The following is a 24,271-nucleotide window of genomic DNA, read 5'->3' as shown; positions in this document are numbered from 1 at the left end:
ATGCGCTGGCTCCTCGCCCTGATGCCGATCCTGTTCGCCGCAGCTGCTGCCGCGGCGGAGTGGGACGTGCCGAACCGGCCGGGGGCCATCTCCGAAACCCTGACGCAGGCGGTGGACGGCGACGTTCTTCGCCTGCGTCCCGGCAGCTATGCCGAAACCCTCGTGCTCGACCGGCCCATGGTGCTGGACGGGCAGGGGCACGCGACGATCGACGGGCAGGGCGCCGGCAGCGTGATCACGATTACCGGCCCAGGCGTCACCGTGCGGAACCTGACGGTTATCGGTTCAGGCTCGGCGCATGAGGAGATCGACAGCGGTATCAAGCTGACCAAGACCGCGCGCGCGCCGCAGGTCCTGAACAATGTGCTGCTGGGCAATCTGTATGGGATCGACATCCACGGTGCCAAGGAGGCCCGCGTTGCCGGCAACCGGATCGAGGGGCGCCATGACGCCCGCATGAATTCGCGCGGCAACGGCGTCTATGTCTGGAACGCGCCCGGCGCGGTGGTCGAGGATAACGATATCCGCTTTGGCCGTGACGGGATCTTCGTCAACTCCTCCAAGCGCAACATCTTTCGAAACAACCTGTTCCGCGACCTGCGTTTCGCGGTGCATTACATGTATGCCGATGACAGCGAGGTCAGCGGCAATGTCTCGATCGGCAACCACCTCGGTTACGCGGTGATGTTCTCGACCCGGGTCAAGGTCACGGACAACGTTTCGGTCGGGGATCGCGATCACGGGGTGATGTTGAACTATGCCAACAAGGGCGAGATCAGCGGAAATTACGTGAAGGGAACGAAGGGCAAATGCGCCTTTCTCTACAACGCGCATCGCAACCGGTTTGCCGGCAATTGGTTCGAGGGCTGCGGCATCGGCATCCATTTCACCGCCGGGTCGCAGGACAACCGGATCAGCGGCAACGCCTTTGTCGGCAACCGCACCCAGGTCAAGTATGTCTCGACCAAATGGGTGGAATGGTCCGAGCAGGGCCGCGGCAATTACTGGAGCGATTTCGCCGGTTTCGATGTGGATGGCGACGGGATCGCCGACGCGCCCTATCGGCCCAACGACAGCATGGATCACGTGCTGTGGACCCAGCCGGCGGCCAAGCTCTTGATGGGATCGCCGGCGGTGCAACTGGTGCGCTGGTCGCAATCGGCGTTCCCGGCGCTGTTGCCCGGTGGCGTGATCGATTCCCATCCGATGATGAAACCGGCGCGGCCCGAGGCCAGCCAGAAGGTACCCCATGACGGATAGAGTTTTACAGATCGAAGAGGCGAGCAAGGATCGCGGCAAGCTGCGGGTTCTCGACGCCGTGTCGTTGTCGGTCGCACCCGGCGAACGGGTGGCGCTTCTGGGTCACAACGGCGCCGGGAAATCGACCCTGATCAAGGCCGTTCTGGGGCTGACGCCGCTCAGCGACGGGCGCATCCGTGTCGATGGCGCAAAGCCGGGCAGCGCATCGGCGCGGGCGGCGACGGCCTTTCTGCCCGAGGCGGTCAGCTTTCACCCCGCGCTGACCGGGCGCGAACAGCTGACGCTGTTTTCCCGGCTGGCCGGAGCAGGCGCCGATGTGCCCACCCTGCTGACGCGGGTCGGGCTGGCCGACGCGCTCGACCGCCGCATCGGCACCTATTCCAAGGGCATGCGGCAGCGGCTGGGCTTGGCGCAGGTTCTGCTGGGCCGTCCGCGCGTGGCACTGCTGGACGAACCGACAAGCGGTCTGGACCCGATCTCGCGGCAGGACCTCTATGACATCATCGACGAACTTGCGGGGCAGGGCACCGCGGTGCTGATCGCCAGCCATGCCCTGACCGAGGTCGAGGCGCGCACCGACCGGATCGCGATCCTGCGCCGGGGTGTCCTCGTGGCCGACGATACGCTGGCCGGGCTGAGCGCGCGCGCCGGCCTGCCGATCCGGCTGCGCATCCGCGCCAGCGCGGATGCCGGCGCGATCGCCGAACGGACCTGCGGACGACGGGTCAATGGCGCCTCGGTCGAGATCCTGTGCAGCCCGGCGGAAAAGATGGACGCGCTGCGCCGTGTCGCGGCAATGGGCGAGGCGGTGGCCGATATCGACATCACCCCGCCACGACTGGAGGATCTCTACCGTCACTACGCGCAGGAGGTGTCACAATGATCCGTTTTCTTGCCATCACACGAACCGAGATGCAGATCCTCAAGCGCAACCGCTGGCTGGTGGTGGCGACGCTGATCATGGTGCTGTTCGCGCTGGCGCTGACCTTTGCCGGCAGCGCGCCGACCGGCACGCTGGGGGTCGACATGCTGACGGTATCGGTGGCCTCGATGACCACCCTGTCGGTCTACCTCGCGCCGCTGCTGGCGCTGATGATCTCCTTCGATGCCATCGCCGGCGAGGCCGATCGCGGCAGCCTGGCGCTGTTGCTGACCTATCCAGCGGGGCGGGGCGAGGTTCTGTTGGGGAAATTCACCGCGCAACTGGCGGCCCTCGGGTTTGCCATGATTATCGGGTTCGGCAGCGCCGGCGCTGTGGCGGCCTGGTCCGGCGGCGCGGGGGGCGACAGCCTCGCCGCGTTGGCCCGGCTGATCGGAACCTCGGTGCTGCTGGGCGCGGTGTTTCTGACGCTGGGCTACCTGATCTCGGCGGTGGCGCCGGGAACCACCGCAGCGGCGGGGATGTCGGCCGGGCTGTGGCTGATCTTCGTGGTGCTCTATGACTTGGGCCTCTTGGGCGCGGTGGTGATGGACCAGGGCGGCGCGTTCACGCAATCGGTGTTTCCCTGGATCATGGTCGCCAATCCGGCCGATGCGTTCCGGGTCTGGAACATCGCCGCCTCGGACGGTGTTGCGCTGAGCAGCGGCATGGCCGGTGCGGCACGCGCGCTGCCCGATTGGGCGGCGCCGGTCTCGCTGCTGATCTGGCCGGTGCTGGGCTTTGCCGCTGCCCGCGCCGCATTCCGGAGGGTCGAGCCATGAAACAAGGATTTGTCCTTGCCGCGCTGCTGGCCTTGGTCGCCTGCAAGAAGGACGAGGCCGCAGCACCCCCGCCCCCGGCGCCGCTGACCGAAACCGCGTTGAGTTATTTCTGCCAGATGAACATCGCCGAGCATGGCGGGCCCAAGGGGCAAATTCACCTGGACGGGCACGAACAGCCGCTGTTCTTTGCCCAGGTGCGGGATCTCGTGGCCTATCTGAAAAGCCCCGAGCGCGACGCCGAGATCACCGCCGTCTACGTCAGCGACATGGGCCGCGCCGGCAGTTGGGAAGACCCCGGCCCGAAGAACTGGACGGTTGCCGAGACGGCGACATTCGTGATCGGCGCCGAGGTTGCCGGCGGCATGGGCGCGCCCGAGATCGTCCCCTTTGCCGACCCGGCGGCGGCGGCCGGGTTCATCGCCCGTTACGGCGGCCGGGCTCTGCCGATGTCCGACATTCCCGACGATGCCGCCCTTGGCCCCGTCGACCTGGAACACCCCCTTGAGACCCCGTTACTGGAGAGCGCGTCATGACCCCTTTCAGCCGCCGCAGATTTCTGACCATCGCAGCCGCCTGTGCGGCTGTGCCCGTAGGGGCGGCACCCGCCACTGCCCGCTGGCAGGGCCGCGCCCTGGGTGCCAGGGTGTCAATGCAACTGGCCGGGCTGTCTGAGGCGGACGCCGCGCCGATCTTTGCCGAGGTCGAGCGGGAGTTGAGCCGGCTGGAGGCGATCTTCAGCCTGTACCGGACCGACTCCGAGATCACCCGGCTGAACCGCGACGGTGTGCTGACCGCACCCTCGCCCGACCTGCTGCAAGTGCTGAGCCTGTCGGACATGCTGCACCATGCGACGGGTGGGGTGTTCGACCCGACGGTGCAGCCGCTGTGGCTGGCCCTGGCAAATGGGCAGGGGGTCGAAGCGGCGCGCGCGCAGGTGGGCTGGAACAGGCTGCGCTTTGATACCGCCGCGGTGCGCTTCGAGGCCCCCGGCATGGCGATCACGCTCAACGGTATTGCCCAAGGCGCGGTGACCGACCGGATCGCGGCGCTGCTGCGGGCGCGCGGGCTGCGTGACGTATTGATTGACATGGGCGAGATCGCGGCATCGGGTCGGCGTAACGACGGGGCGGCCTGGTCGGTGGGCATCGCCGATCCGGAGGGCCAGGTCCTGCGGCGGATGACCCTGACCGACCGGGCGCTCGCCACCTCGGCGCCGCGGGGCACGGTGCTGGACGCCGAAACCGGGCAGGGGCATATCCTTAACCCGGTCGGGGGTGCTCCGGCGCGGGCGCTGGTCTCGGTCTCGGCGCCCGACGCGGCCTTGGCAGACGGGCTTTCCACGGCGCTTTGCCTGCTGCCGCCTCTGCGCGGTGCCGATGTCCTGGCACAGTTTCCACAGGTGCGGCTGGAGGTTGCGGCCTGACGGCAATAGGTGTCTGGCCTGTCGTTGTTGCAAATGTTGGTCGTCACTTGAGGCGCCCCGACATGAAGGCGCACGCGCCAACAAGTGCATCACGGGGCGGTTACTCAGGTGCCGACCTCATTGCATCACCTTTGTTGAAGCTTTAAATAATCGGTATTGATACTATACTACTCTTTATCCCTAGTGGTACTTGAGGCCATGAATGGGCGAAAATGTTATGGAGCACTCGTTTGCCGAACCAACTTTTGTCGCGTCTTGCCAAGCTGTATGAGCTTGTCGCCTCCATGGAGGAGGACTTGGGTCTCGATACCTTTTCGGACGAGGAGCGGGCGATGATCTATGCGATGACCGCGTCCACTCAGGACGGGACGGAGCAGTTTCAAAGTGCTGATATCAAGGATCATTCGTTCTGCCGGAAAATCTCCAAACCGACGTTTTACAGGAACCTCAAGAAGCTGGTTCACAAGGGCGTTGTCCTGCCGGCGCCGGGCCGCAAAACGGGGGTTTACGTGCTTTCGGACACTTGGAAACCCGAATAATCGTTACGCCAGCCCCGATAATGGCGCTATATCGGGGGGCACGGCGTCCTCTCCCTCTGGTCAGTGAATCTGACTGTGGCATCGCGTCACGACTCAAGCCGATCATCGCAGAATCTGTTTGTCACTTTGATACAGGCGATATATTTTTTGCTTCGCACGCTTTGTCCGCGGGCGCGGATGTGGCGTTGCTGGGGTCAAGTGGCGATGGCGCAACGTGTCGTGGGGGCGCTGCATTTCCTTTCAATCTCGCCTTGGCGTCCACGCCAATGGGCGGGTCGCGTTGAGGAATTCCCCATTCACAGGACGGGCGGGGTCTGTGCAGATGATCGGAAAAAAGAATATCGTTCTGATATCGGGGGTGACGGGGGTCTATCTGGCGCTGTTCGGTATCACGTTCTGGTTACTCATGCCCTGTCAGGCACATGTCGCCGAGAAATACCTGTCGGTCGGAAAGTGGACGACCTTTCTGGTTCTGCCGCACGGGTTCCGGGTTGTCCTGACCTGGCTTTGGCAGGGGCGCGCCGTGGTCTTGCTCCTCCCTGGAACGGCGCTGCAGGCGCTCATCATCGCCGAGTACTACGGCCTTGGCGCAGCGGAGTGGGTCGCCATGGTCCTGAGCTATTCCTGCTGCAGCCTTATCGCCTTCGAGGTTGTGAACTGGTTCGGGGGGAATGCCTACGCATCGTATGACAACCCGGCAAACTGGCGCACCGTGCTGATGGTCGGGGCGCTGGCGGGCCTGATCAATGGGGTGATCAACATGCAGCTCGTGTTCAATCAATTCTCGCTAGAGGCTCAGCTCTGGATCGCGCTAAACCTTTTTGTCGGCGGGATGACAGGATTGCTGTTATGGCTTTTTGCCATGTGCTTCGCTTCGCGGCACCTGAAAGAGTGCGCATTTCTGCTGGTCACCAGGGACTAACCAGCCCTTTTCGTCGCAATGGGCACCACGTCCAAATAGTCCACCGGCACCTGGGAGCGAACGCTGCGGCCGAGGATTTCCAGCAGCACCCCGATCCGAGCGGACTGCGACAGGGTTTCGATCTGGGCGATCACGCCGGCGAACGGTCCGGAGATCATGGCGACGGAGTCCCCCGGCCTGAGATTGTCAGTCGTTCGATACAGCCCATCCGCATCACAACGCGCCCGCAAGGATTCGACGAATCCGCGCGGAAGGATGGCGGGGCGATCGGGACGCGACATCACCAACCGCGACACTCCGAGGGTGCTGTTGATGGTGCGCCAGTTTTGTTTCCGCTCCGGGACATGAACGAACAGGTACCCGGGGAACAGGGGGACCGGCTTGGGCTGTCTTGTCCCGCCCTTTGGGCCGGAGGCCGACGGGCGCATCGGCATGAAGGCGATGTATCCTTGGCGATGGAGATTGCGGCGCGCGGCGTCGAGACCGCCGGGCTTCAGTTGAACCGCGTACCAGTCTCGGAAGTCTTGATCCGCAATTTGGTCATTCGACATGAACCGCCCCGATCTCTGGTGACACGCTAAACAATGTCATTTTGATACATATGGAGGGAGCGCTTCGCAACCACGCGGTGAACGCAAGAGGCCGGCTCAAGGCGCCCTGCGTATATCCTGAAATGAAGGTAGCAGGGTTATGGCGCCGATTCTGGGTGTCTTTTCAGGATTTTCGATGCGGATTTCGGTGTAACTACCGCAGATCCCAAATGACGCCCGGCTTGCCTTTGGGTTGGCGTCACCCGTTTTCCAGTTGTTGCAAATCGCCGTCGAGGAACGAAGTGATAGTTTCTCGGGTCAGTCCGAGCGGATCACTTCTTAGCAATAGCAGGACGCCATGCAGGCTGATCCGGCCAAAATGCGTGACAAAAGAGACGGCGCGGAGACGGTGCCGACCGCCTTGCCTTACGCGCACCGACCGATTCGGCCGGTGCGTCGAGTGATTTCACGGACGTCTACTGCGTGTCGGACGTGCTGGAACCGCCACCGGCGATAGCGGCAAGCCCGGCAAGAGCGGCTCCACCTGCCACCACGGGCAGGAATGTGGGCGGCGGAGGCGGGGTATTCTGAAGGGAGGTCGTTCGTTTCGTGGACGCCTTGGCATTGCAGACAGCACCTACGCTCCCATCCGCACGCCAGCGGGCGCTTTTCACGCCTGCCTGACCGCATACGCCGCTATTCTGGGCAATGGTGACCGGATCGCCCGCGGCAAACGCCGGAGCAGCCAGGGCGAGAAGGGCCATTGTGGCCATGGTTTTTTTCATAATAGTCTCCATACGGAACACATAACCTGACCGAGTACTATCATGAAATGCGGACTCTTGGAATGCCGCTTCTTCATTTCCCGAACGAACATATAAAGCAAAATAACACAATATCTTGGCGCCCTGCGTTGAGCGCGCCTCCTTCGGCGGTCATGGATCCCGTCGCGAGAAAGGGTGGCGACTCATTCCGTTTTGATACAGATGTCCCTGGTCCGTTGACGGTCCTGAACATCACCAGACGAGAACGACATGCACATCCTGATGACCGTCAACGCGGCCTGGAACATCTGGAACTTTCGGCGTCCGCTGGTGCGTGACCTGCTGTCTCAAGGGCATCGGGTCACGGTGCTGGCGCCGTCCGACGACAGCGTGGCCCAGCTCCAGGCCATGGGGTGCGGCTTCCAGTCGCTCGAGATGGACGTCAAGGGGCTGAACCCGGTGCAGGACCTGAAGCTGATGACCCGGTTCAAACGCATCTTTCGGGCTGAGCGGCCTGACGTCGTGTTGAGTTATACGATCAAGAACAACATTTTCGGCGCGATGGCGGCGCGGGCGGTGGGGCTGCCGTTCATCCCGAACGTCACCGGGCTTGGCACGGCCTTCCTGTCGGGTGGTGCGCTACGCATGGTGGCCGAGACGTTGTCCCGGCGGGCCTTCGGGCGGTTGCCGGTGGTGTTCTTTCAGAACGAGGACGACCGCGACCTGTTCGTGAGCCGCCGACTGTTGCGCCCCGGTCAGGCGCGTCTGTTGCCCGGATCGGGAATTGACCTGACCCGGTTTGCGGCTGCGGACCTGCCGGATGCAGAGGAACCGCCGGTATTCCTGATGATTGGGCGGCTCTTGCGCGACAAGGGCGTGATCGAGTTCGTAGAGGCCGCGCGCCAGGTCAAGAGCCGCGTGCCGGAGGCCCGATTTCAACTTCTGGGCGCGATCGGGTCGGAAAACCGCACCGCGATAGGGGCCCCGACGGTGCGGTCCTGGCAACGGGAGGGGTTGATCGAGCATCTGGGTATCACGCCGGATGTGCGCCCGTTCATCGCGAAGGCGCAGTGCGTGGTGTTGCCCTCCTACCGAGAGGGGGCGCCGCGCACGCTGATCGAGGCCGCTGCGATGGCCCGGCCGCTGATCACGACCGATGTGCCCGGCTGTCGCGCCGTGGTGGAGGATGGTGTGACCGGGTTGCTGTGCCGGGCGCGCGACAGCGACAGCCTGGCCGAGGCCTGCCTGCGTTTTCTTGACATGCCACATGGTACGAAGGTCGCGATGGGGCAGAACGGCCGCCAAAAAATGGAGCGTGAATTTGACGAGGCGATCGTGGTCGCCGCCTACCGCGATGCCATCGCCCATTTGACGGGGCAGGGGTGAGGGCGGGATGGATACGCTGTTCTTCGTGATCTCGAAATTGGTCGGTTTTCTGATCCGCCCCGAAAGCTGGATCATCGCCGCCGTCGCCCTGACAACACTGGCCATCGCGGTCAATCGCCGGCGCTTGGCGCTGGCAACGGGGGGCCTCACGCTTGTTTTTCTGCTGACCCTCTCGATCCTGCCGCTTGGCGAGATGCTCTTGCGTCCGATCGAAAGCGAGTTTCCTGTTGATCCACCGCTTGTCCACGTTGACGGGATCATCGTTCTGGGCGGGGCCGAGGACGCGCGCGCGACTGCCGCCTGGGGGCAACCGCAGTTGAACGAAGGTGCCGAGCGGTTCACAGCAGCGCTGGCACTGGCGCGGCGGTTTCCCGAGGCCCGGGTCCTGTTCACCGGTGGCAGCAGTGCGTTGCGCAGTCTGATCGGCAAATCCGACCGGGAGGCCACGGTCGCCGCGCGGTTCTTTGCGACCCAAGGTCTGATTCGTGACCGCCTGATTCTGGAGGGGAGATCCCGCAATACGGCGGAAAATGCCAAATTGAGCCTGAAGCTGGTCAATCCCGACCCGGACCAGACCTGGGTGCTTGTGACCAGTGCCTTTCACATGAAGCGCGCCATGCGCAGCTTTGCCAACGCGGGCTGGGCGGGGCTTGTGCCCTATCCGGTGGATTTTCGCACCGGCAAAGTCGCCAGCGGGATCGGATGGAACCTGGCGCGGAATCTTACCGTGTTGAACACGGCCATCAAGGAGAACATCGGTCTAATGGCCTATCGCTTTGCCGGGAAATGACCTGTGATCGCGGCCCTATGCGCAAGTGACGCATGGGCGGCCTGTCGTCACGGCGATAGAAACCGCTTGCTTGCCCGCGCAACCACCGGATGAAGCGCTTACAGTGGGAAAACAATTGGTCGCAAAATGATCTTTTTTTCGCTTGCTGGTCATGCTATCGCTCATACCTGAACGACCATGTTCGAAGGTTATGAAAATTCTTAGCTTTTTCCGCCGAGGGGCTTGTCAGCGAGCTCCGGTGCGGTAGCCGTGGCCGGGCGGAGTTGGATGGCGGGGCGCCGCGACGCCCTTCGAGACGATGTCAGGTTTCGCGTTCTGCGCTTGCTTCAAGACAACCCGGAGATGTCACAGCGCCAACTGGCGGAGGCGGTCGGGGTCAGTGTGGGCGCTATGCATTACGTGCTGAGCGCACTGGTCGAAAAAGGGCTGATCAAGCTGGGGAATTTCTCGGCATCCAGGGACAAGCGCCGATATGCCTACTTGCTGACACCCAAGGGAGTGGCTGAAAAGGCCACGCTGACACGGAACTTCCTGAAGCGGAAACGCAAGGAATTCGAAGCTCTGAAGGCCGAGATCGAGGCCGTGCAGGCCGAAATGGAACTTGGGGCCGACATGGCCCCTTGCCGGAAACGATAGGGCATCCGACCGGTTGCGACTGGTCACGGTTGCACATGCAACCCTAACTATCTGGAACATCGACCGAAATGTGTGGAATCGTGGGCATTCTGGGGGCTGCCGATGTGGTGGACCGCCTCATGGATGGCTTGTCGCGGCTTGAATACCGGGGCTACGACAGCGCCGGAATCGCGGTCATGACGCCCGAGGCGGGGCTGCAGACCCGGAGGGCAAGCGGAAAGTTGTCCTCGCTGCGCGGTCTTTTGAACGACCATAGGATCGCGGGCACCGCCGGTATTGGCCACACACGATGGGCCACCCATGGCGCCCCGACCCAACGCAATGCGCATCCCCACCGCGCGGGACCGGTAACGGTGGTCCATAACGGGATCATTGAGAACTACGCCGAGTTGCGCGGTGACCTTCAACAGCGCGGCGTTCGGTTCACATCGGACACCGACACCGAGGTCGTGGCCCAACTTTGCGCCGAGACGCTGGACCAAGGGGGCGACCCCATCGAAGCGGTGGCCGAGACGTTGGAGCGGTTGAGCGGTGCCTATGCGCTGGCCTTTCTGTTCGAGGACCAGCCCGAACTGATGATCGCGGCCCGGCGGGGCTCGCCGCTCGCGCTCGGGTATGGCGACGCCGCGCCGGATGGCACATGCGAGATGTTCGTGGGGTCGGACGCGCTGGCGCTCGCCCCTTTCACGCAGAACGTCTGTTTCCTGGAAGAGGGGGATCTGGCCGTGATCACCCGCCGCCGCACGGTCATCCGCGACCGCGATGGGCAAGAGGTCGTGCGCGCGGTTCAGACCCTGCCGGAAGAAGATTGGCGGGTGGAGAAAGGGCCGTTCCGCCATTTCATGGCCAAGGAAATCCACGAACAGCCCGAGAGCCTGTCGCGCGCCCTGACGCAGTTTGCCGATCATCACGCCGGGGGGCTGCGCCCGATCCTGTCCGGGATCGACCTTGCCTCGGTCGACCGGGTGATCCTTGTGGCCTGCGGGACGTCCCACTATGCCTGCCTGTCCGGGAAATACTGGTTAGAGCAATTCGCCGGCCTTCCGGTCGAGGTCGATATCGCGTCGGAGTACCGCTATCGCCAGCCGGCGTTCAGCGGGCGCGAACTGGCCGTCTTTGTCAGCCAGTCGGGCGAAACCGCCGATACCCTTGCTGCGATGTCCCATCTGCGGGGCCGGGTGGCGACGCGCCTTGCGGTGGTGAATGTCCCCACCAGTTCGATGGCGCGAGAGGCCGACGGAATGTTGGAGATCCTGGCCGGACCGGAGATCGGTGTCGCCTCGACCAAGGCATTCACCGGCCAGTTGCTGGCCCTTGCCGCGCTGGCCATGGCGATGGGCAAGGCGCGCGGACGGATCTGCGCCGAGGCGGAACGGGCCCTCGTCACGGAACTGTCGGCCCTTCCCCGCCTGGTGCGCGACGTGTTGGAATTGGAGCCGGTGATCGCCCGGCAGGCGGAGGCCACGGCAAAGGCTTCGACTGCGCTCTTCCTGGGGCGCGGTCCGTCCTATCCGATTGCGCTTGAAGGCGCGCTGAAGATGAAGGAGGTCTCCTACATCACCGCCGAAGGCTATCCTGCGGGCGAGCTCAAGCACGGGCCGATTGCCCAGGTCGACAAGGACGTGCCCGTCGTGGTTCTCGCCCCCCGCGACGCGCTGTTCGACAAGACACTGACGAACGCCGAGGAGGTTGCCGCGCGGGGCGGGCGCGTGGTGATCGTCAGCGATGCCGCGCTGGATGGGCGGCAGGGGGCCTCGGGCTTCGACCACATCCGCCTGCCCGATCTTCCACCGTCGGTCGCCCCGGTCGGCCTGGCGGTCGTGATGCAGCTGCTGGCCTATCACGTGGCGGTGTGCAAGGGCACCGATGTCGACCAGCCCCGCAACCTGGCCAAGTCGGTCACGGTGGAATGACCGGCAAACTGGTCATATCGCTCGACTTCGAGCTCCTTTGGGGGGTTCGCGACCATGCGGACCGGAACAGCTATGGCGAGAATGTGTTGGGTGGGCGCGCCGCGATCCCGCGCATACTCGATCTGTTCGCAGAGCACGGTGTCAGGGCAACATGGGCAACGGTCGGTTTCTTGTTCTGTGAGGACAAGGATGAACTGATCGAGAGCTTGCCGGCGATGGAGGACCGCCCCGCATATGGGAACGCGGTGCTCTCGAACTATTCCTATCTGAGCGAGGTCGGGCAGAACGAAAAGGATGACCCGTATTATTTCGCCCCGTCTCTTGTCCGGCGGATTTCCCAGACGCCCGGCCAGGAGATCGGGACGCATACATTCTCGCATTTCTACTGCCTCGAAGATGGCGCCACCTCACCCACTTTCGCTGCTGACCTTTCAGCCGCTATCGCCATCGCCGCTCGAAAGGGTATTGCCCTGCGGTCGATCGTCTTCCCAAGAAACCAGTATTCTGATGAACACCTGCGAGTTTGCGAAAAGGCAGGAATCAAGACCTATCGTGGCAACCCGTCCCATTGGGCCTACCGGGCCGCAAAGGGCGCCGAGCAAACACCGGCGCGTCGCGCGCTGCGGTTGGTTGATGCCTACTCAGGTGTTCTGGGAAGCCATGCTCATTCTGTGGCCGGGGACAAAGGCCCAACCGTCCCACGCAATACCCCGGCCAGCCGTTTCCTCCGACCTTGTGCTGGCAAGCTCGCCCCGTTTCATGGGCGTCACATTGACACAATCAAACGGGGCATGACCAACTCCGCGAAACTGGGCCACGCATACCACCTTTGGTGGCACCCGCATAACTTCGGCGTGAACACCGAGGCGAACCTGGACGGGTTGCGAGACATAGTGACCCATTTTCGGTCCTTGAAGGACGCATTTGGCATGCAATCCGCAAGCATGGAACATCAGGGCGCATGAAACTCGTGCTTCTCGCTGGCGATGGCCCGTCGACCAACATCCTTCGAAACTACCTTGAAGAGAACGTTTTCGCCGAAATCGAAACGATCATTGAAGAACCGCCATCACGCAAAGCCATGCTGGCCCATCGGCGCCGAAAATTAGGCATAATTCCTGTTATCGGACAGGTGGCGTTCATGGGTCTCGTACTCCCCTTCCTTCGCAGAGGGTCGAAACGTCGACGGTTGGAAATTCTGAGCCGTCACGGTTTGAAGGAGACGACATCAGATCGCCCGGCCATCAGGGTCAAGTCGATCAACACTCCCATGGTTGCAGATCATCTTGCATCCAGCAATCCGGACGCTGTTGTTGTAAATGGCACGCGTATTATCCGCGACAATATACTGTCGGCCGCCGATTGCCCTTACATCAACATACATGCCGGAATTACACCAAGGTACCGGGGTGTTCACGGCGGCTATTGGGCCTTGTGGGCCGGAGATGAAAACAACTTCGGAGCAACAATCCACCTTGTTGACAAGGGGGTCGATACCGGTGGCGTTCTGCGCCACGTCCGACCAAAGATAGGGCCGTCTGACAATTTCTCGACCTACCCGCTCATTCAACAAGCGGCTGCTTTGCCCGAGCTCCTTAAGGTCTTGAGGCAAGTTTCCGATGGCGACCTGAGACTGATTGAGGACATGTCCCGCGATCAGAGCCGGCAGTGGTACCACCCGACAATTCTACAATACCTTTCTGGCCGTTTGCGAGGAGTTAAATAATGGCGTCATCGCCACCACGTGTCCTGATCACCGGCACCGCCGGGTTCATCGGATTCCACCTGGCCAAGCTGTTGCTGGCCGAGGGATTTACCGTTCATGGCTATGACGGGATGACGGATTATTACGATGTCACCCTCAAGCAGCGTCGGCACCAGATGTTGCTGGAGAGTCCGAGTTTCGCCGCCACAGAAGGCATGCTGGAGGATCAGGCGCTGTTCGACCGCGTTGCGGATGGTTTTGACCCCGACGTGATCGTCCATCTCGCCGCACAGGCCGGCGTGCGCTACAGCCTGGAAAACCCCCGCGCCTACCTCGATGCCAATGTGATCGGCACCTTCAACGTGATGGAGGCCGCGCGCCGGCTGGGCGTGCAGCATCTGCTGATGGCCTCGACCTCGTCGGTATACGGCGCCAATACCGAGATGCCGTTCGTCGAGACCGAAAAGGCCGACACGCAGCTGACGATCTATGCCGCGACCAAGAAGGCGAACGAGAGCATGGGCCATGCCTATGCCCACCTTTACGATCTGCCGACCACGATGTTCCGGTTCTTTACCGTCTACGGACCCTGGGGGCGTCCGGACCTGGCGCTGTTCAAGTTCGTCGATGCGATCCTCGATGGACGACCCATCGACATCTACAACAACGGCGACATGTATCGCGACTTTACCTATGTCGACGATCTTGTCCGTGCGATCCGCCTATTGATCGACGTCGCCCCTGTGCGCCCCGAAGATGGCCTGGTGCCCGAGGGAGACAGTCTCTCGCCCGTTGCCCCCTACCGCGTCGTCAATATCGGCAATTCCGACAAGGTACGGCTGTTGGATTTCGTTGACGCGATCGAGGACTGCCTCGGGCAAAAGGCCGAGCGGAATTACATGGGCATGCAAACCGGCGACGTTCCGGCGACCTGGGCCAACGCCGAACTGTTGAAAACCCTGACCGGCTATCGGCCCCAGACGGATTTCCGCGATGGGATTGCCCGGTTCGTGGAGTGGTATCGGGAGTACTATCAAAAATGAAATTTGGTAAAATTGCCAAACTGACGTATAGATCAGTTGTTCCCGCGTCAATACGTAGAACGAGCATGGCGCAACGGATTAAGTCGGCCATAATACCGCATCAGATTTTATATGACGAAACCTACTATGCGGAAAGCGTAGATGTTGGTGCTGTGCGGGCATCCGGTCCGATATCTGACTTTGTTGTTGAGAACCTCCCCGTTAAATCCGTGATAGATGTAGGGTGTGGGACAGGTGGAATTGCCGTTGGATTTAGGGAAGCGGGCTGCGAAGTAATGGGGTTGGAGTATTCAACCGCAGGCCTTCGTTACTGCCGTGAACGCGGATTGAACGTGCGGAAATTCGACTTGGAGCGAGACAATTATCAGGATCTGGGGCTGGAGAATAAATTTGACTTGGCAGTAAGCACTGAAGTTGCGGAACATCTACCTGCTGCTCTGTCTGACCGCTATGTCGATACGCTTTGCGGACTGTCCGATAAGGTGTTCATGACGGCTGCGATACCCGGTCAGGGCGGGGTGGACCATGTCAATGAGCAACCGCATTCCTATTGGATCGAGAAATTTGAACGGCGAGGTTTCTTGTATAACGGAAGCCTGTCGGAAATGGCCCGAAGCGAACTTCGGGAGAACAGAAATGTCGCGGATTGGTATTCCCGGAATATCATGATTTTTGAGAGAAATAATCTTATTCAGGATGCGGGCTAATGGCTAGGTCAGATCGGATCGAAGCAGATCTTACCGGCTTTATTGTTGCGAACGAATTTTTTGGCGAACGATATCACTTTATTCGGAAGCAGGTAGAAGAGGTATCGAAGATAAGTTATGAGATCGTTGGTGTAGTCGGTGCACTCGAGTTGGAGCGCCGGCCGGACTGTTGCGATGTATCAACGCTTTCGTCCGGTCAAATTGGGTGCGCGCTGTCGCATCTCAATGCTTATAAAGCTATGGTAGACCGCGGCATCAAGCAGGCAGTTGTTGTCGAGGATGACGCGTCCCTGCCCCCTGACTTTGATAAAATTGTGTCCGGTGTCGCGCGCCAGTTACGCGAAGGTGAGATCATTTCACTGCACAGTCCGACGATGGGGGAATCTAAATTTTCGTCAAACGACAGTTTCAGTGTTGGGGTTTCTAATGTTCTTACACCATTCGAAGCAAGATTTGTCCGTTCCACTTTGTGCTACATAATCGATATCGAGGCCGCACGAAGGATCCTTGCGGTCAATCAGCCCGTGAGATTTGTTGCAGATGATTTTAATTCATTCTGGAACCATGGGTGCATGAAATATGTCAGGATTGCGTCTCCAAGCCTCGTTCTGGTCGAGCCGTTTAAATCCACGATAGGATATTTGGATCCCGGGTCTGCGAAATACTTGGTTTCAAATTTCTTGAACAAGTTACCGATTACGAAACAAATTCTGCGAACCCGCAGGCGCAAACTTCGTTTGGCTAGAGAATTGAACCACATCAGCGTGCCAGATGTTTCACCACTCGCGGCAGGAAATCCAAATTATGAAGAGTAAAGCAACGTTAGCGGTTGTTGGCCTCGGCTATGTCGGCCTCCCCCTTGCGGTGGAGTTCGGCAAATCACGACCCGTGATCGGGTTCGACGTAAATCCCGACAGGATCGCGGCCCTGCGGGCCGGGCAGGATGCCACGCAGGAGGTGTCGGCCGAGGAGCTGGCTGCCGCCACGCAACTCACCTTCACCACCGATCCGGCCGACCTGGCCGCCGCGTCCATCTATATCGTCACGGTGCCCACGCCGATTGATGCGCACAAGCGCCCCGATCTGACGCCGCTGATCAAGGCCTCCGAAACACTCGGTCGCGTGCTGAAGCGCGGCGACATCGTCATCTATGAAAGCACGGTCTACCCCGGCGCGACCGAGGAGGATTGCGTCCCGGTACTTGAACGCGTCTCGGGCCTCACCTTCAACGAGGATTTCTTTGCCGGCTATTCGCCCGAGCGGATCAACCCCGGCGACAAGACCCACCGCCTGCCCGATATCCGCAAGGTCACGTCGGGCTCGACGCCCGAGGTGGCCGAAGAGGTGGATCAACTCTATGCCGGCATAATCACCGCCGGCACCTACAAGGCCGAGAGCATCCGCGTGGCCGAGGCGGCCAAGGTGATCGAGAACACCCAGCGGGACCTGAACATCGCGCTGGTCAATGAGTTGGCGATCATCTTCAACCGCATGGGGATCGACACCGAAGCAGTGCTCAAGGCCGCCGGAACCAAGTGGAATTTCCTGCCCTTCCGGCCTGGTCTGGTCGGCGGGCACTGCATCGGCGTGGACCCCTACTACCTGACCCACAAGGCCGAGGCACTTGGCTATCACCCCCAGGTGATCCTGGCCGGGCGGCGGATCAACGACGGCATGGGGGCCTATGTTGCCGGTCAACTGGTCAAGGCGATGCTGAGCAAGCGCATCCAGGTGGACGGCGCGCGGGTGCTGATCCTCGGGCTGACCTTCAAGGAGAACTGCCCGGACCTGCGCAACACGCGGGTCGTGGACGTGATCGTGGAGTTGCAGGACTACGGGATGCAGGTCGACGTGCATGACCCCTGGGTCGATCCGGAGGAGGCCCGCCACGCCCATGGGCTCGGCTTGGTCACGGCGCCGGAACCCGGAACCTATGACGCCATCGTGTTGGCCGTCGCCCATCAACAGTTTTGCGAAACCGGCGCCGAGTCCCTGCGAAAACTGGGGAAAAAGGAGCATGTTTTGTACGATCTGAAACACGTGCTGACCTCCGGCGCCAGCGACCTGCGACTGTGACACGCCCCGACATGGAACGGATCGAGGGCGTGCGATTGGCGCTGCGCCTGGTCGCGCCCGAAGACGCGGCTTTCATCCACGGACTTCGGCTGGATCCGCGCTATAACACCCATCTTTCAGCGGTCACCGGAAGTGTCGCGGATCAGCACCAGTGGATCGAACGCTACAAGGTTCGCGAAGCTGCGGGCACCGAATATTACTATGTCATCGAACGGCTGGACAACGGCCGGGCCTGTGGCGTCGTGCGCCTTTACGAAATCGAAGGCGATCAATTCACCTGGGGCAGCTGGATCCTGAATGAGGACAAGCCGCCCAAAGCGGCGCTGGAAAGTGCCGTGTTGAGTTTTGGCGCCGCGTTCAATCGTTTGAACCTGAAGTTTGGTGCCGTGGACGTCCGCAAAGGCAACCATCGCGCACTGCATTTCTACGAGCGATTCAACATGACCCGCGTGTCGGAAGATCACCAGAATATCTACTTCACCTATTCTGTCGAGAAATTTCGTCAGGACGCCGGCGATCACCTACGGGCGATAGGAGCGGAGGATACCCAATGAAAGATCAAACCAAACCACACCAAAATGGGCTAGTCCGCCTCGTTAACCTGCCCCAAATCCACGACCCGCGCGGGGACCTGACTTTTGTGGAGGGGGGCAATCACCTGCCTTTCAACATCGCGCGGGTCTATTACCTTTACAATGTACCGGTAGATTCCGAGCGTGGCGGCCACGCCCATAAAGACCTGGAACAAGTCGTCTTCGCGCTGTCCGGCAGCTTCCGAATGACGGTCGATGACGGCAAGACCAAGTCGGAATACTGGCTGCGCGACCCGCGAAAGGGCCTCTATATCAGCCGCATGATCTGGCGCGAAATGGATGCCTTCAGCCAGGGGGCGGTCTGCATGGTGTTGGCCTCGCACCCTTATGACGAGGCGGATTATTACCGCGATTACAATGAGTTCCTGGCGGCGGCACGGGAAAACGCGTGATGATCCCCTTCCTCGACCTGGGCGCGGCCTATCGCGAACTCAAGCCCGAGATCGACGCCGCCGTGTCGCGCGTCCTGGAGAGCGGATGGTACATCCTTGGCCCCGAGGTCGAGGCCTTCGAGGCCGAATGGGCCGCCTATTCCGAGGCGGGCCACGCGGTGGGGGTCGCCAACGGGTTGGACGCGCTGAGGCTGGCCCTGCGGGCGCTGGATATCGGGCCGGGCGACGAGGTGATCGTGCCCTCCAACACCTATATCGCCACTTGGCTCGCGGTCTCGGGGGTCGGGGCCTCGCCGGTTCCGGTCGAGCCCGACCCGGCAACACACAACATCGATCCGGCGCGGATCGAGGCCGCGATCACACCGCGAACGCGCGCCCTGTTGCCGGTGCATCTCTATGGGCAACCCGCCGATCTTGATCCGATCCTTGATATCGCCTGCCGTCATAAGCTGCGGGTGATCGAGGATGCCGCACAGGCCCATGGCGCGCGCTACAAGGGACGGCGGATCGGGGCGCATGGCGATATCGTCTGCTGGAGCTTTTATCCCGGAAAGAACCTTGGGGCGCTTGGCGATGCGGGGGCAATCACGACGAACGATCACGCCCTGGCCGAGCGGGTGGCGCTGTTGCGCAATTACGGTTCCCGGAAAAAATACGTGAACGAAGAGGCGGGCGTGAATTCGCGCCTCGATCCGCTTCAGGCGGCGGTTCTGCGGGTGAAGCTGACGGTGCTGGATGCCTGGGCCGAGCGCCGCCGCGCGGTGGCCGCCGCCTATGCCGAGGGGTTGGCGGCAACCGACTTGACCCTGCCTCATGTGCCGGATTGGGCCGAGCCCGCATGGCATCTCTACGTGGTGCGCACGCCCGGGCGCGATGTGCTGCAGGCGCGGCTGACCGAGGCGGGTATCGGCACGCTGATCCACTACCCGATCCCGCCGCACATGCAGGCGGCCTATGCCGGGCTCGGGATCGCGCCCGAGGCGCTGCCGCTGGCACGGCAACTGGCCGGTGAGGTTCTGAGCCTGCCGATGGGACCGCAGTTGGATTTGGGCGACGTCCACCACATCACCGCGCAGATCCGAAACACGTAATGAGCATGGCTGATACGTCCAGTTCGCGCGGGTTGATCAAGTCGATGCTGGTCATCGGCTCGGCGCAGGTGGTGAACATCCTGATCTCGATTGCCAGGATGAAGGTGCTGGCCGTCCTTCTGGGTCCGAGTGGTGTTGGCCTGCTGAGTATCTACAACAACCTGCTGGGCATGGTGACGCAGACAGCCGGCCTTGGCATGGGGTCCAGCGGTGTCCGCGAAATCGCCGCGTCGCGCGGTGAGGAGGCAACGCTCAGCCGGGTGCGCCGGGTCCTCTTTGCCGCGCATCTGGTTCAGGGCGCGCTGGCAATGGTTGCGGTCTGGGTCTTGCGGGGCCGGATCGCCACCTGGCTGTTCGGGGATGCGCTGCGAGCGACCGAGGTCGGGTTGATTGGGGTCGCGATCCTGTTGACGCTTCTGGGCACGGCGCAGACCGCCCTCTTGCAGGGGTTGCGCCGGATTGGCGACCTGGGCCGTGTGACGGTGTTCGCGGCCTTTGCCGGCACGGTGGCCGGCCTTGCCGCCGTCTGGCTGCGGGGGGAAAGCGGGCTGATCTGGTTCATCCTTGTGCAACCCCTGGCGACGGTTCTGATTGCCCGGTCCTACACCGGTCGGTTGCCCAAGCCGACGGCGGCGCGGCTGTCGCTCGGCGAGATCTGGGAAATCTGGAAGCCCATGGCAAGGCTTGGCATCGCCTTCATGCTGGGGGGGCTGGCCACGACGGCAACGCTTCTCCTGGTGCGCGGGCGGATACTGCAGGAGCTGGGGTTGGACGCCGCCGGGCATTTCGCCGCCGCCTGGGGCATGACCATGACTTACGTGGGGTTTCTGCTGGGGGCCATGGGGGCCGATTATTACCCCCGCCTGACGGAGGTGATCCACGACCGCGTGGCGGCGGTGCGATTGATGAACGACCAAGCGCAGCTTGGCCTCGCGATCGGCGGGCCGGTCTTGTTGCTGTTGATCGGCCTGGCGCCTTGGGTGATCTCCCTGCTCTACTCGCCGGAGTTCGGACCTGCGGTGACGCTCTTGCAGTGGCAGACCCTGGGCAACGTGTTCAAGCTGGCAAGCTGGGCGATGAGCTTTTCCATCGTCGCGGCGGCCCGTGCCAAGACGTTCTTCTTCATGGAGCTGAGCTTCAACATCGTCTTTCTGACCATGGTCCTGGCCCTGTTGCCGCGCGTCGGGCTGGAGGTGACGGCCTATGCCTTTGTACTAGGCTACCTCGTCTATCTGACCACGGTGTACGTTCTGGCCCGCCGTATCCACGGCTTCCGGTGGGAGGCGCTGTCGCTCGGCCTGCTGGGCCTTCACGCCGGTCTTGCCGTGGCCCTGCTGGCGCTCGCCTTGACGGCCCCCCTTGCGGCGGCCATCGCCTCGCCGCTGCTGGCGGGGGCGACCGGGGTCTTCGGCCTGCGCGTCGTGCTGATCAAGGTCGGCCCCCAAGGCCGCCTCGCCACCCGCCTGTCCCGCATCTATGCCGTCCTCGGCTGGCCCATCCGGAGTGAGACATGACCGACCCGACCCCAGACCGCCCGCTCGTGACTTTCGCGCTGTTCGCCTACAACCAGGAAAACTACATCCGCGAGGCCATTGAGGGCGCGTTTTCCCAGACCTACGAGCCGCTGGAAATCATCCTTTCCGACGATTGTTCGAGCGACCGGACCTTCGAGATCATGCAGGAGATGGCAGAGGAATATGACGGGCCGCATGAGGTCAAGGTGCGGCGGGGTGAGAACAATCAAGGCACGCTTGCGCACGTCCTTTCGGTTGCCCAACTCGCAAAGGGCAAGTTTCTCGTCGTTGCTGCCGGAGACGACATATCATTTCCGGAACGGACTGAAGTAATGTCTAGTGCCATGCTCTCGGCACCACGAAACGTTGTCGTTTGCTCAGCGGATGACATTCTCTTTGACGATCAGGGAAACACCTTTGATCCTGAACATGACATCGTGAGGCGGCGCGAATTTTATTCGACGAGCCGCTGCTGGTTCCATGGCGCAACTGCGTGTTTCCGAACCGACGAACTTTCCCGCCTTCCGATGCCGCCTTCAAAAGTACTGATCGAGGACATGGCGCTTATGGCCGTGTTCAAGCATCTCGACAAGACCTCACAAAGGATCGAAAGGCCACTCATCAGACGACGGGTTCACGAAAACAATGTTGGACCGATCAGGTTGCTTCAGCAGCAAGACCAATGGGCCCGCGAAACAAGAGCGCTGCAAATTACCGCTAGAACCGCAGAGGCGTACAAGTATGCTGCTGATGCAATTTCTTTTTTAGGCTGCGATTCAGATAAACTGCGCAAGCGATCTATTTTCATGCAGAAATACGCCCGCTGGCCAGAGATGAGCTTTCTGGCCCGGGGCTTTTTGTTTCCAAGTGCAGTTTCGCATGGTTACGCAAAATCTGTTCTGATCAGACTTCCCGGTAGAAGAGTTTTTTTGCATATAAAGCGCCTTATTTCTGCGGTGAAAGCGTGATTTATGTGTGAAAATCTCATCTCCATCCTCCTCCCCGACCTGCGTGGCGGTGGTGCCGAGCGGGTCAATATCGACCTCGCCCATGAGTTCGTCCGTGCCGGACACACGGTGGAATTCGTGTTGATGCAGGCGCGCGGAGAGTTGCTGGAGGAGGCGCGGGACAGTTTTTCGGTTGTCGACCTCGCCACTCCCCGCGCCCGCGCCGTTCCCCTTGCCCTGGCCCGCTACCTGCGCCGCCGTCGGCCCGACGCCCTGCTGGCCGCGATGTGGCCACTGACCGTGATCGCCCCGGTCGCCCGGCGCCTGTCCGGGCATCGCTGCAAGGTACTGGTGTCCGAACATAACACGATGTCCGTTCAGTATGCTGATTGGGGGCGTTTGCACCGTGTTGCCATGCGCGCCTCGATGGCCGTTGGATATCCGCTTGCGGATTGTCGGGTCGGCGTTTCCTTGGGGGTGGTGAAAGATATCTCAGGGCTATCGGGACTGCGCCCTGAGGCGTTTGACGTCATCCACAATCCTGTTCCTCCACGTCCCGAACCGCCCGCCCGGTCCATGGAGGACGCCGAAGCACTTTGGGCCGCTCCCAAGGGGGCACGCATCGTGACCGTGGGCAGCATGAAGGCGCAGAAGAACCATCCGCTCCTCCTGCGGGCCTTCGCGCGGATCGACCGGCCGGACGCGCGACTGATGTTCGTGGGCGACGGAGATGGGCGCGATGCGCTTCTGTCGCTGGCCCGCGATCTGGGCGTGGCCAACCGGGTGATCCTTGCGGGATTTCACCCCGATCCGACGCCGTTCTACAAGACCGCCGATCTTTTCGCGCTGTCCTCGGATTACGAGGGGTTCGGCAATGTGATTGTCGAAGCCATGGCCTGCGGCACGCCCGTGGTGTCCACCGACTGCCCCTCCGGTCCCGGTGAGATACTTGAGGAGGGGCGATACGGACGGTTGGTTCCGGTGGGCGATGCCGGGGCGATGGCACATGCAATCGGGGCCTCGCTGGAGGACAGGGTGCCGGCAGAGCAGCTTCAAAACCGCGCCGCAGAGTTCAGTCCAAAACGCGCAGCCGCCGCGTATCTCGAACAGATAGGTTGACCTTGACCCCCACCCTCTACCTCACCCGCAACGGGTTGCTGGAACCGCTCGGCCAGAGCCAGGTCCTTGGCTATCTGCGCGGGTTGTCGCGGGACCATGCCATCACCCTGATCACCTATGAAAAGCCCGAGGATTGGGCCGATCGCGCCCGGGTCGCGCAGGCCCGGGAAGAGTGTGACCGGCACGGCATTCGCTGGCTGCCGCAACGGTTCCACGCCAAGCCGCGCGTGATCGCTCCCGCGCTCAGCATGATGCGCATGGTCTGGCTCGTGTTGCGCGAGGTGCGCGCCGGACGGGCCGAGTTGATCCACGCGCGCTCCTACATTCCGGCGGCGGTGGCCCTTGCGGTGCACCGGTTGACGCGGGTGCCGTTCATCTTTGACATGCGGGCGCTCTGGCCGGAAGAGCTGATCACGGCTGGGCGCCTCAGGCGCGGCTCGTGGATGCATCGCGCCATCGTCCGGGTCGAACGCGCCTGTCTGCGCGAGGCGGCGGCGGTCGTGTCACTTACACATGCGGCGGTCGCCCACCTGAGGCGCGCTTACCCCGCCGAGCTTCACGCTCAACGGATCGACGTGATCCCGACCTGCGCCGACCTGGATCGGTTCACCCCGGCCCCGGCGCGCAGCCGCGGCGACGCCGTACACGGCTGCATCGGAACGATCCTGTCGGGGTGGTTCCGAACCGACTGGCTCGCCGCCTGGATCTCGGCCGTTGCCGCTCGCGATCCCGACGCCCGGTTCGAGATCGTGACGCGCGACGACCCGGAGCACGTGCGTGCGGCCATTGACCCGGCGGATGCATTGGCCGGTCGCCTCAGCATCGGCCCGCGCCCCTCCGCGGACATGCCCGATGCCGTGCGCGGCCATGATCTTTCGATGATGTTCTATGCCGGGGGCGAGATTTCAGAGCTTGGACGCTCTCCCACCAGGATGGCCGAGGTCCTGGGGTGCGGGCTGCCCGTCGTTGCAAACGAGGGGGTCGGCGATGTCGCGGATATCGTTCGACGGAACACCGTCGGCGTGATCGTCGCGGGACCGCGCGAAGACCAGATGGTCGAGGCCCTGCGACAACTCGAAACACTGAAAACCGATCCCGATCTCTCGGTGCGATGCCGTGCCACGGCCGAGGCTGTCTTCTCGTTGGAAACGGGCACTGCGGGCTATCGCGACATCTATGCAACGATCCTTAGAACGAAAGACACCCCATGTGCGGCCTGA

The 24,271-nt window shown here is 62.1% G+C and carries 26 protein-coding genes; 24 read left to right on the top strand and 2 right to left on the bottom strand.

From position 1 onward, the window contains the following. From ABWV23_RS12690 to ABWV23_RS12660, 7 genes are all read left to right on the top strand, one after another. A complete protein-coding gene (locus ABWV23_RS12690; protein ID WP_353348272.1) occupies positions 1-1,260 on the top strand; it encodes a nitrous oxide reductase family maturation protein NosD in 1,260 nt (419 codons plus the stop codon). After that, positions 1,250-2,143, top strand: coding sequence for an ABC transporter ATP-binding protein (locus ABWV23_RS12685; protein WP_353348270.1), 894 nt, complete (start codon positions 1,250-1,252; stop codon positions 2,141-2,143). The genes ABWV23_RS12690 and ABWV23_RS12685 overlap by 11 nt, the downstream gene beginning before the upstream one ends. After that, positions 2,140-2,961: an ABC transporter permease gene (locus ABWV23_RS12680; RefSeq protein WP_353348268.1), complete on the top strand. Its 822-nt coding sequence runs from the start codon at positions 2,140-2,142 to the stop codon at positions 2,959-2,961. The genes ABWV23_RS12685 and ABWV23_RS12680 overlap by 4 nt, the downstream gene beginning before the upstream one ends. Next, positions 2,958-3,494, top strand: coding sequence for a nitrous oxide reductase accessory protein NosL (locus ABWV23_RS12675; protein ID WP_353348266.1), 537 nt, complete (start codon positions 2,958-2,960; stop codon positions 3,492-3,494). The genes ABWV23_RS12680 and ABWV23_RS12675 overlap by 4 nt, the downstream gene beginning before the upstream one ends. Next, positions 3,491-4,384, top strand: a complete 894-nt coding sequence (locus ABWV23_RS12670; protein ID WP_353348264.1) for an FAD:protein FMN transferase — start codon at positions 3,491-3,493, stop codon at positions 4,382-4,384. Before ABWV23_RS12675 ends, ABWV23_RS12670 begins: the two co-directional genes overlap by 4 nt. Positions 4,385-4,614: 230 nt before the next feature. Next, positions 4,615-4,923, top strand: coding sequence for a hypothetical protein (locus ABWV23_RS12665; RefSeq protein ID WP_353348262.1), 309 nt, complete (start codon positions 4,615-4,617; stop codon positions 4,921-4,923). Positions 4,924-5,245: 322 nt separating this feature from the next. Next, positions 5,246-5,845, top strand: a complete 600-nt coding sequence (locus tag ABWV23_RS12660; protein ID WP_353348260.1) for a hypothetical protein — start codon at positions 5,246-5,248, stop codon at positions 5,843-5,845. Here the strand turns inward: ABWV23_RS12660 and nusG are convergent. Both nusG and ABWV23_RS12650 read right to left on the bottom strand, forming a co-directional pair. After that, the gene (nusG, locus tag ABWV23_RS12655; protein ID WP_353348258.1) at positions 5,842-6,396 is read right to left on the bottom strand and encodes a transcription termination/antitermination protein NusG; all 555 of its coding nucleotides are present in this window, start codon (positions 6,394-6,396) and stop codon (positions 5,842-5,844) included. The genes ABWV23_RS12660 and nusG overlap by 4 nt on opposite strands. Before the next feature lie 455 nt (positions 6,397-6,851). Next, positions 6,852-7,160 (bottom strand): hypothetical protein, encoded by a 309-nt coding sequence (locus ABWV23_RS12650; protein ID WP_353348256.1) that lies wholly within the window; start codon positions 7,158-7,160, stop codon positions 6,852-6,854. Positions 7,161-7,409: 249 nt separating this feature from the next. Here ABWV23_RS12650 and ABWV23_RS12645 point away from each other — a divergent pair, with 249 nt between their 5' ends. The 17 genes from ABWV23_RS12645 to ABWV23_RS12565 all read left to right on the top strand — a co-directional run bounded on the left by ABWV23_RS12645 (position 7,410) and on the right by ABWV23_RS12565 (position 24,271). Then, positions 7,410-8,525: a glycosyltransferase family 4 protein gene (locus ABWV23_RS12645; protein WP_353348254.1), complete on the top strand. Its 1,116-nt coding sequence runs from the start codon at positions 7,410-7,412 to the stop codon at positions 8,523-8,525. Positions 8,526-8,532: 7 nt separating this feature from the next. Continuing rightward, positions 8,533-9,315, top strand: coding sequence for a YdcF family protein (locus ABWV23_RS12640; RefSeq protein WP_353348252.1), 783 nt, complete (start codon positions 8,533-8,535; stop codon positions 9,313-9,315). A 267-nt stretch (positions 9,316-9,582) separates the two neighbouring features. Then, entirely contained in the window at positions 9,583-9,951 is a 369-nt protein-coding gene (locus tag ABWV23_RS12635) for a MarR family EPS-associated transcriptional regulator (RefSeq protein WP_353348250.1), read from the top strand. Positions 9,952-10,019: 68 nt separating this feature from the next. Further along, on the top strand, positions 10,020-11,864 hold the full coding sequence (glmS, locus tag ABWV23_RS12630; protein WP_353348248.1) for a glutamine--fructose-6-phosphate transaminase (isomerizing): 1,845 nt from the start codon (positions 10,020-10,022) through the stop codon (positions 11,862-11,864). Continuing rightward, on the top strand, positions 11,861-12,829 hold the full coding sequence (locus tag ABWV23_RS12625; RefSeq protein WP_353348246.1) for a polysaccharide deacetylase family protein: 969 nt from the start codon (positions 11,861-11,863) through the stop codon (positions 12,827-12,829). Before glmS ends, ABWV23_RS12625 begins: the two co-directional genes overlap by 4 nt. Next, positions 12,826-13,590: a formyl transferase gene (locus ABWV23_RS12620; RefSeq protein WP_353348244.1), complete on the top strand. Its 765-nt coding sequence runs from the start codon at positions 12,826-12,828 to the stop codon at positions 13,588-13,590. Before ABWV23_RS12625 ends, ABWV23_RS12620 begins: the two co-directional genes overlap by 4 nt. Beyond that, a complete protein-coding gene (locus tag ABWV23_RS12615; RefSeq protein ID WP_353348242.1) occupies positions 13,590-14,612 on the top strand; it encodes an NAD-dependent epimerase/dehydratase family protein in 1,023 nt (340 codons plus the stop codon). Before ABWV23_RS12620 ends, ABWV23_RS12615 begins: the two co-directional genes overlap by 1 nt. Then, on the top strand, positions 14,609-15,319 hold the full coding sequence (locus tag ABWV23_RS12610; RefSeq protein WP_353348240.1) for a class I SAM-dependent methyltransferase: 711 nt from the start codon (positions 14,609-14,611) through the stop codon (positions 15,317-15,319). Before ABWV23_RS12615 ends, ABWV23_RS12610 begins: the two co-directional genes overlap by 4 nt. Continuing rightward, the gene (locus ABWV23_RS12605) at positions 15,319-16,134 is read left to right on the top strand and encodes a glycosyltransferase family 25 protein (RefSeq protein WP_353348238.1); all 816 of its coding nucleotides are present in this window, start codon (positions 15,319-15,321) and stop codon (positions 16,132-16,134) included. Before ABWV23_RS12610 ends, ABWV23_RS12605 begins: the two co-directional genes overlap by 1 nt. Beyond that, the gene (gene tviB / locus ABWV23_RS12600) at positions 16,124-17,395 is read left to right on the top strand and encodes a Vi polysaccharide biosynthesis UDP-N-acetylglucosamine C-6 dehydrogenase TviB (protein ID WP_353348236.1); all 1,272 of its coding nucleotides are present in this window, start codon (positions 16,124-16,126) and stop codon (positions 17,393-17,395) included. The genes ABWV23_RS12605 and tviB overlap by 11 nt, the downstream gene beginning before the upstream one ends. 11 nt (positions 17,396-17,406) lie before the next feature. Further along, positions 17,407-17,949 carry a GNAT family N-acetyltransferase gene (locus tag ABWV23_RS12595; protein WP_353348234.1) on the top strand — a complete coding sequence of 181 codons (543 nt, stop codon included), beginning with the start codon at positions 17,407-17,409 and terminating at the stop codon, positions 17,947-17,949. Next, a complete protein-coding gene (locus ABWV23_RS12590; RefSeq protein WP_353348232.1) occupies positions 17,946-18,380 on the top strand; it encodes a sugar 3,4-ketoisomerase in 435 nt (144 codons plus the stop codon). The genes ABWV23_RS12595 and ABWV23_RS12590 overlap by 4 nt, the downstream gene beginning before the upstream one ends. Beyond that, a complete protein-coding gene (locus ABWV23_RS12585) occupies positions 18,377-19,471 on the top strand; it encodes a DegT/DnrJ/EryC1/StrS family aminotransferase (RefSeq protein ID WP_353348230.1) in 1,095 nt (364 codons plus the stop codon). The genes ABWV23_RS12590 and ABWV23_RS12585 overlap by 4 nt, the downstream gene beginning before the upstream one ends. Before the next feature lie 5 nt (positions 19,472-19,476). Then, entirely contained in the window at positions 19,477-20,985 is a 1,509-nt protein-coding gene (locus ABWV23_RS12580; protein WP_353348228.1) for an O-antigen translocase, read from the top strand. After that, entirely contained in the window at positions 20,982-21,953 is a 972-nt protein-coding gene (locus ABWV23_RS12575; protein WP_353348226.1) for a glycosyltransferase, read from the top strand. Before ABWV23_RS12580 ends, ABWV23_RS12575 begins: the two co-directional genes overlap by 4 nt. A 3-nt stretch (positions 21,954-21,956) precedes the next feature. Then, complete coding sequence (locus ABWV23_RS12570) at positions 21,957-23,051, top strand: glycosyltransferase (RefSeq protein ID WP_353348224.1); 1,095 nt, start codon at positions 21,957-21,959, stop codon at positions 23,049-23,051. A 2-nt stretch (positions 23,052-23,053) separates the two neighbouring features. Beyond that, positions 23,054-24,271 carry a glycosyltransferase family 4 protein gene (locus ABWV23_RS12565; RefSeq protein WP_353348222.1) on the top strand — a complete coding sequence of 406 codons (1,218 nt, stop codon included), beginning with the start codon at positions 23,054-23,056 and terminating at the stop codon, positions 24,269-24,271.

This window comes from Aquicoccus sp. SU-CL01552, assembly GCF_040365005.1.
Taxonomy (GTDB): domain Bacteria; phylum Pseudomonadota; class Alphaproteobacteria; order Rhodobacterales; family Rhodobacteraceae; genus Antarcticimicrobium.
The sequence above is the reverse complement of the archived record's forward strand: the minus strand, read 5'-3'. Positions and strand labels throughout refer to the sequence as shown.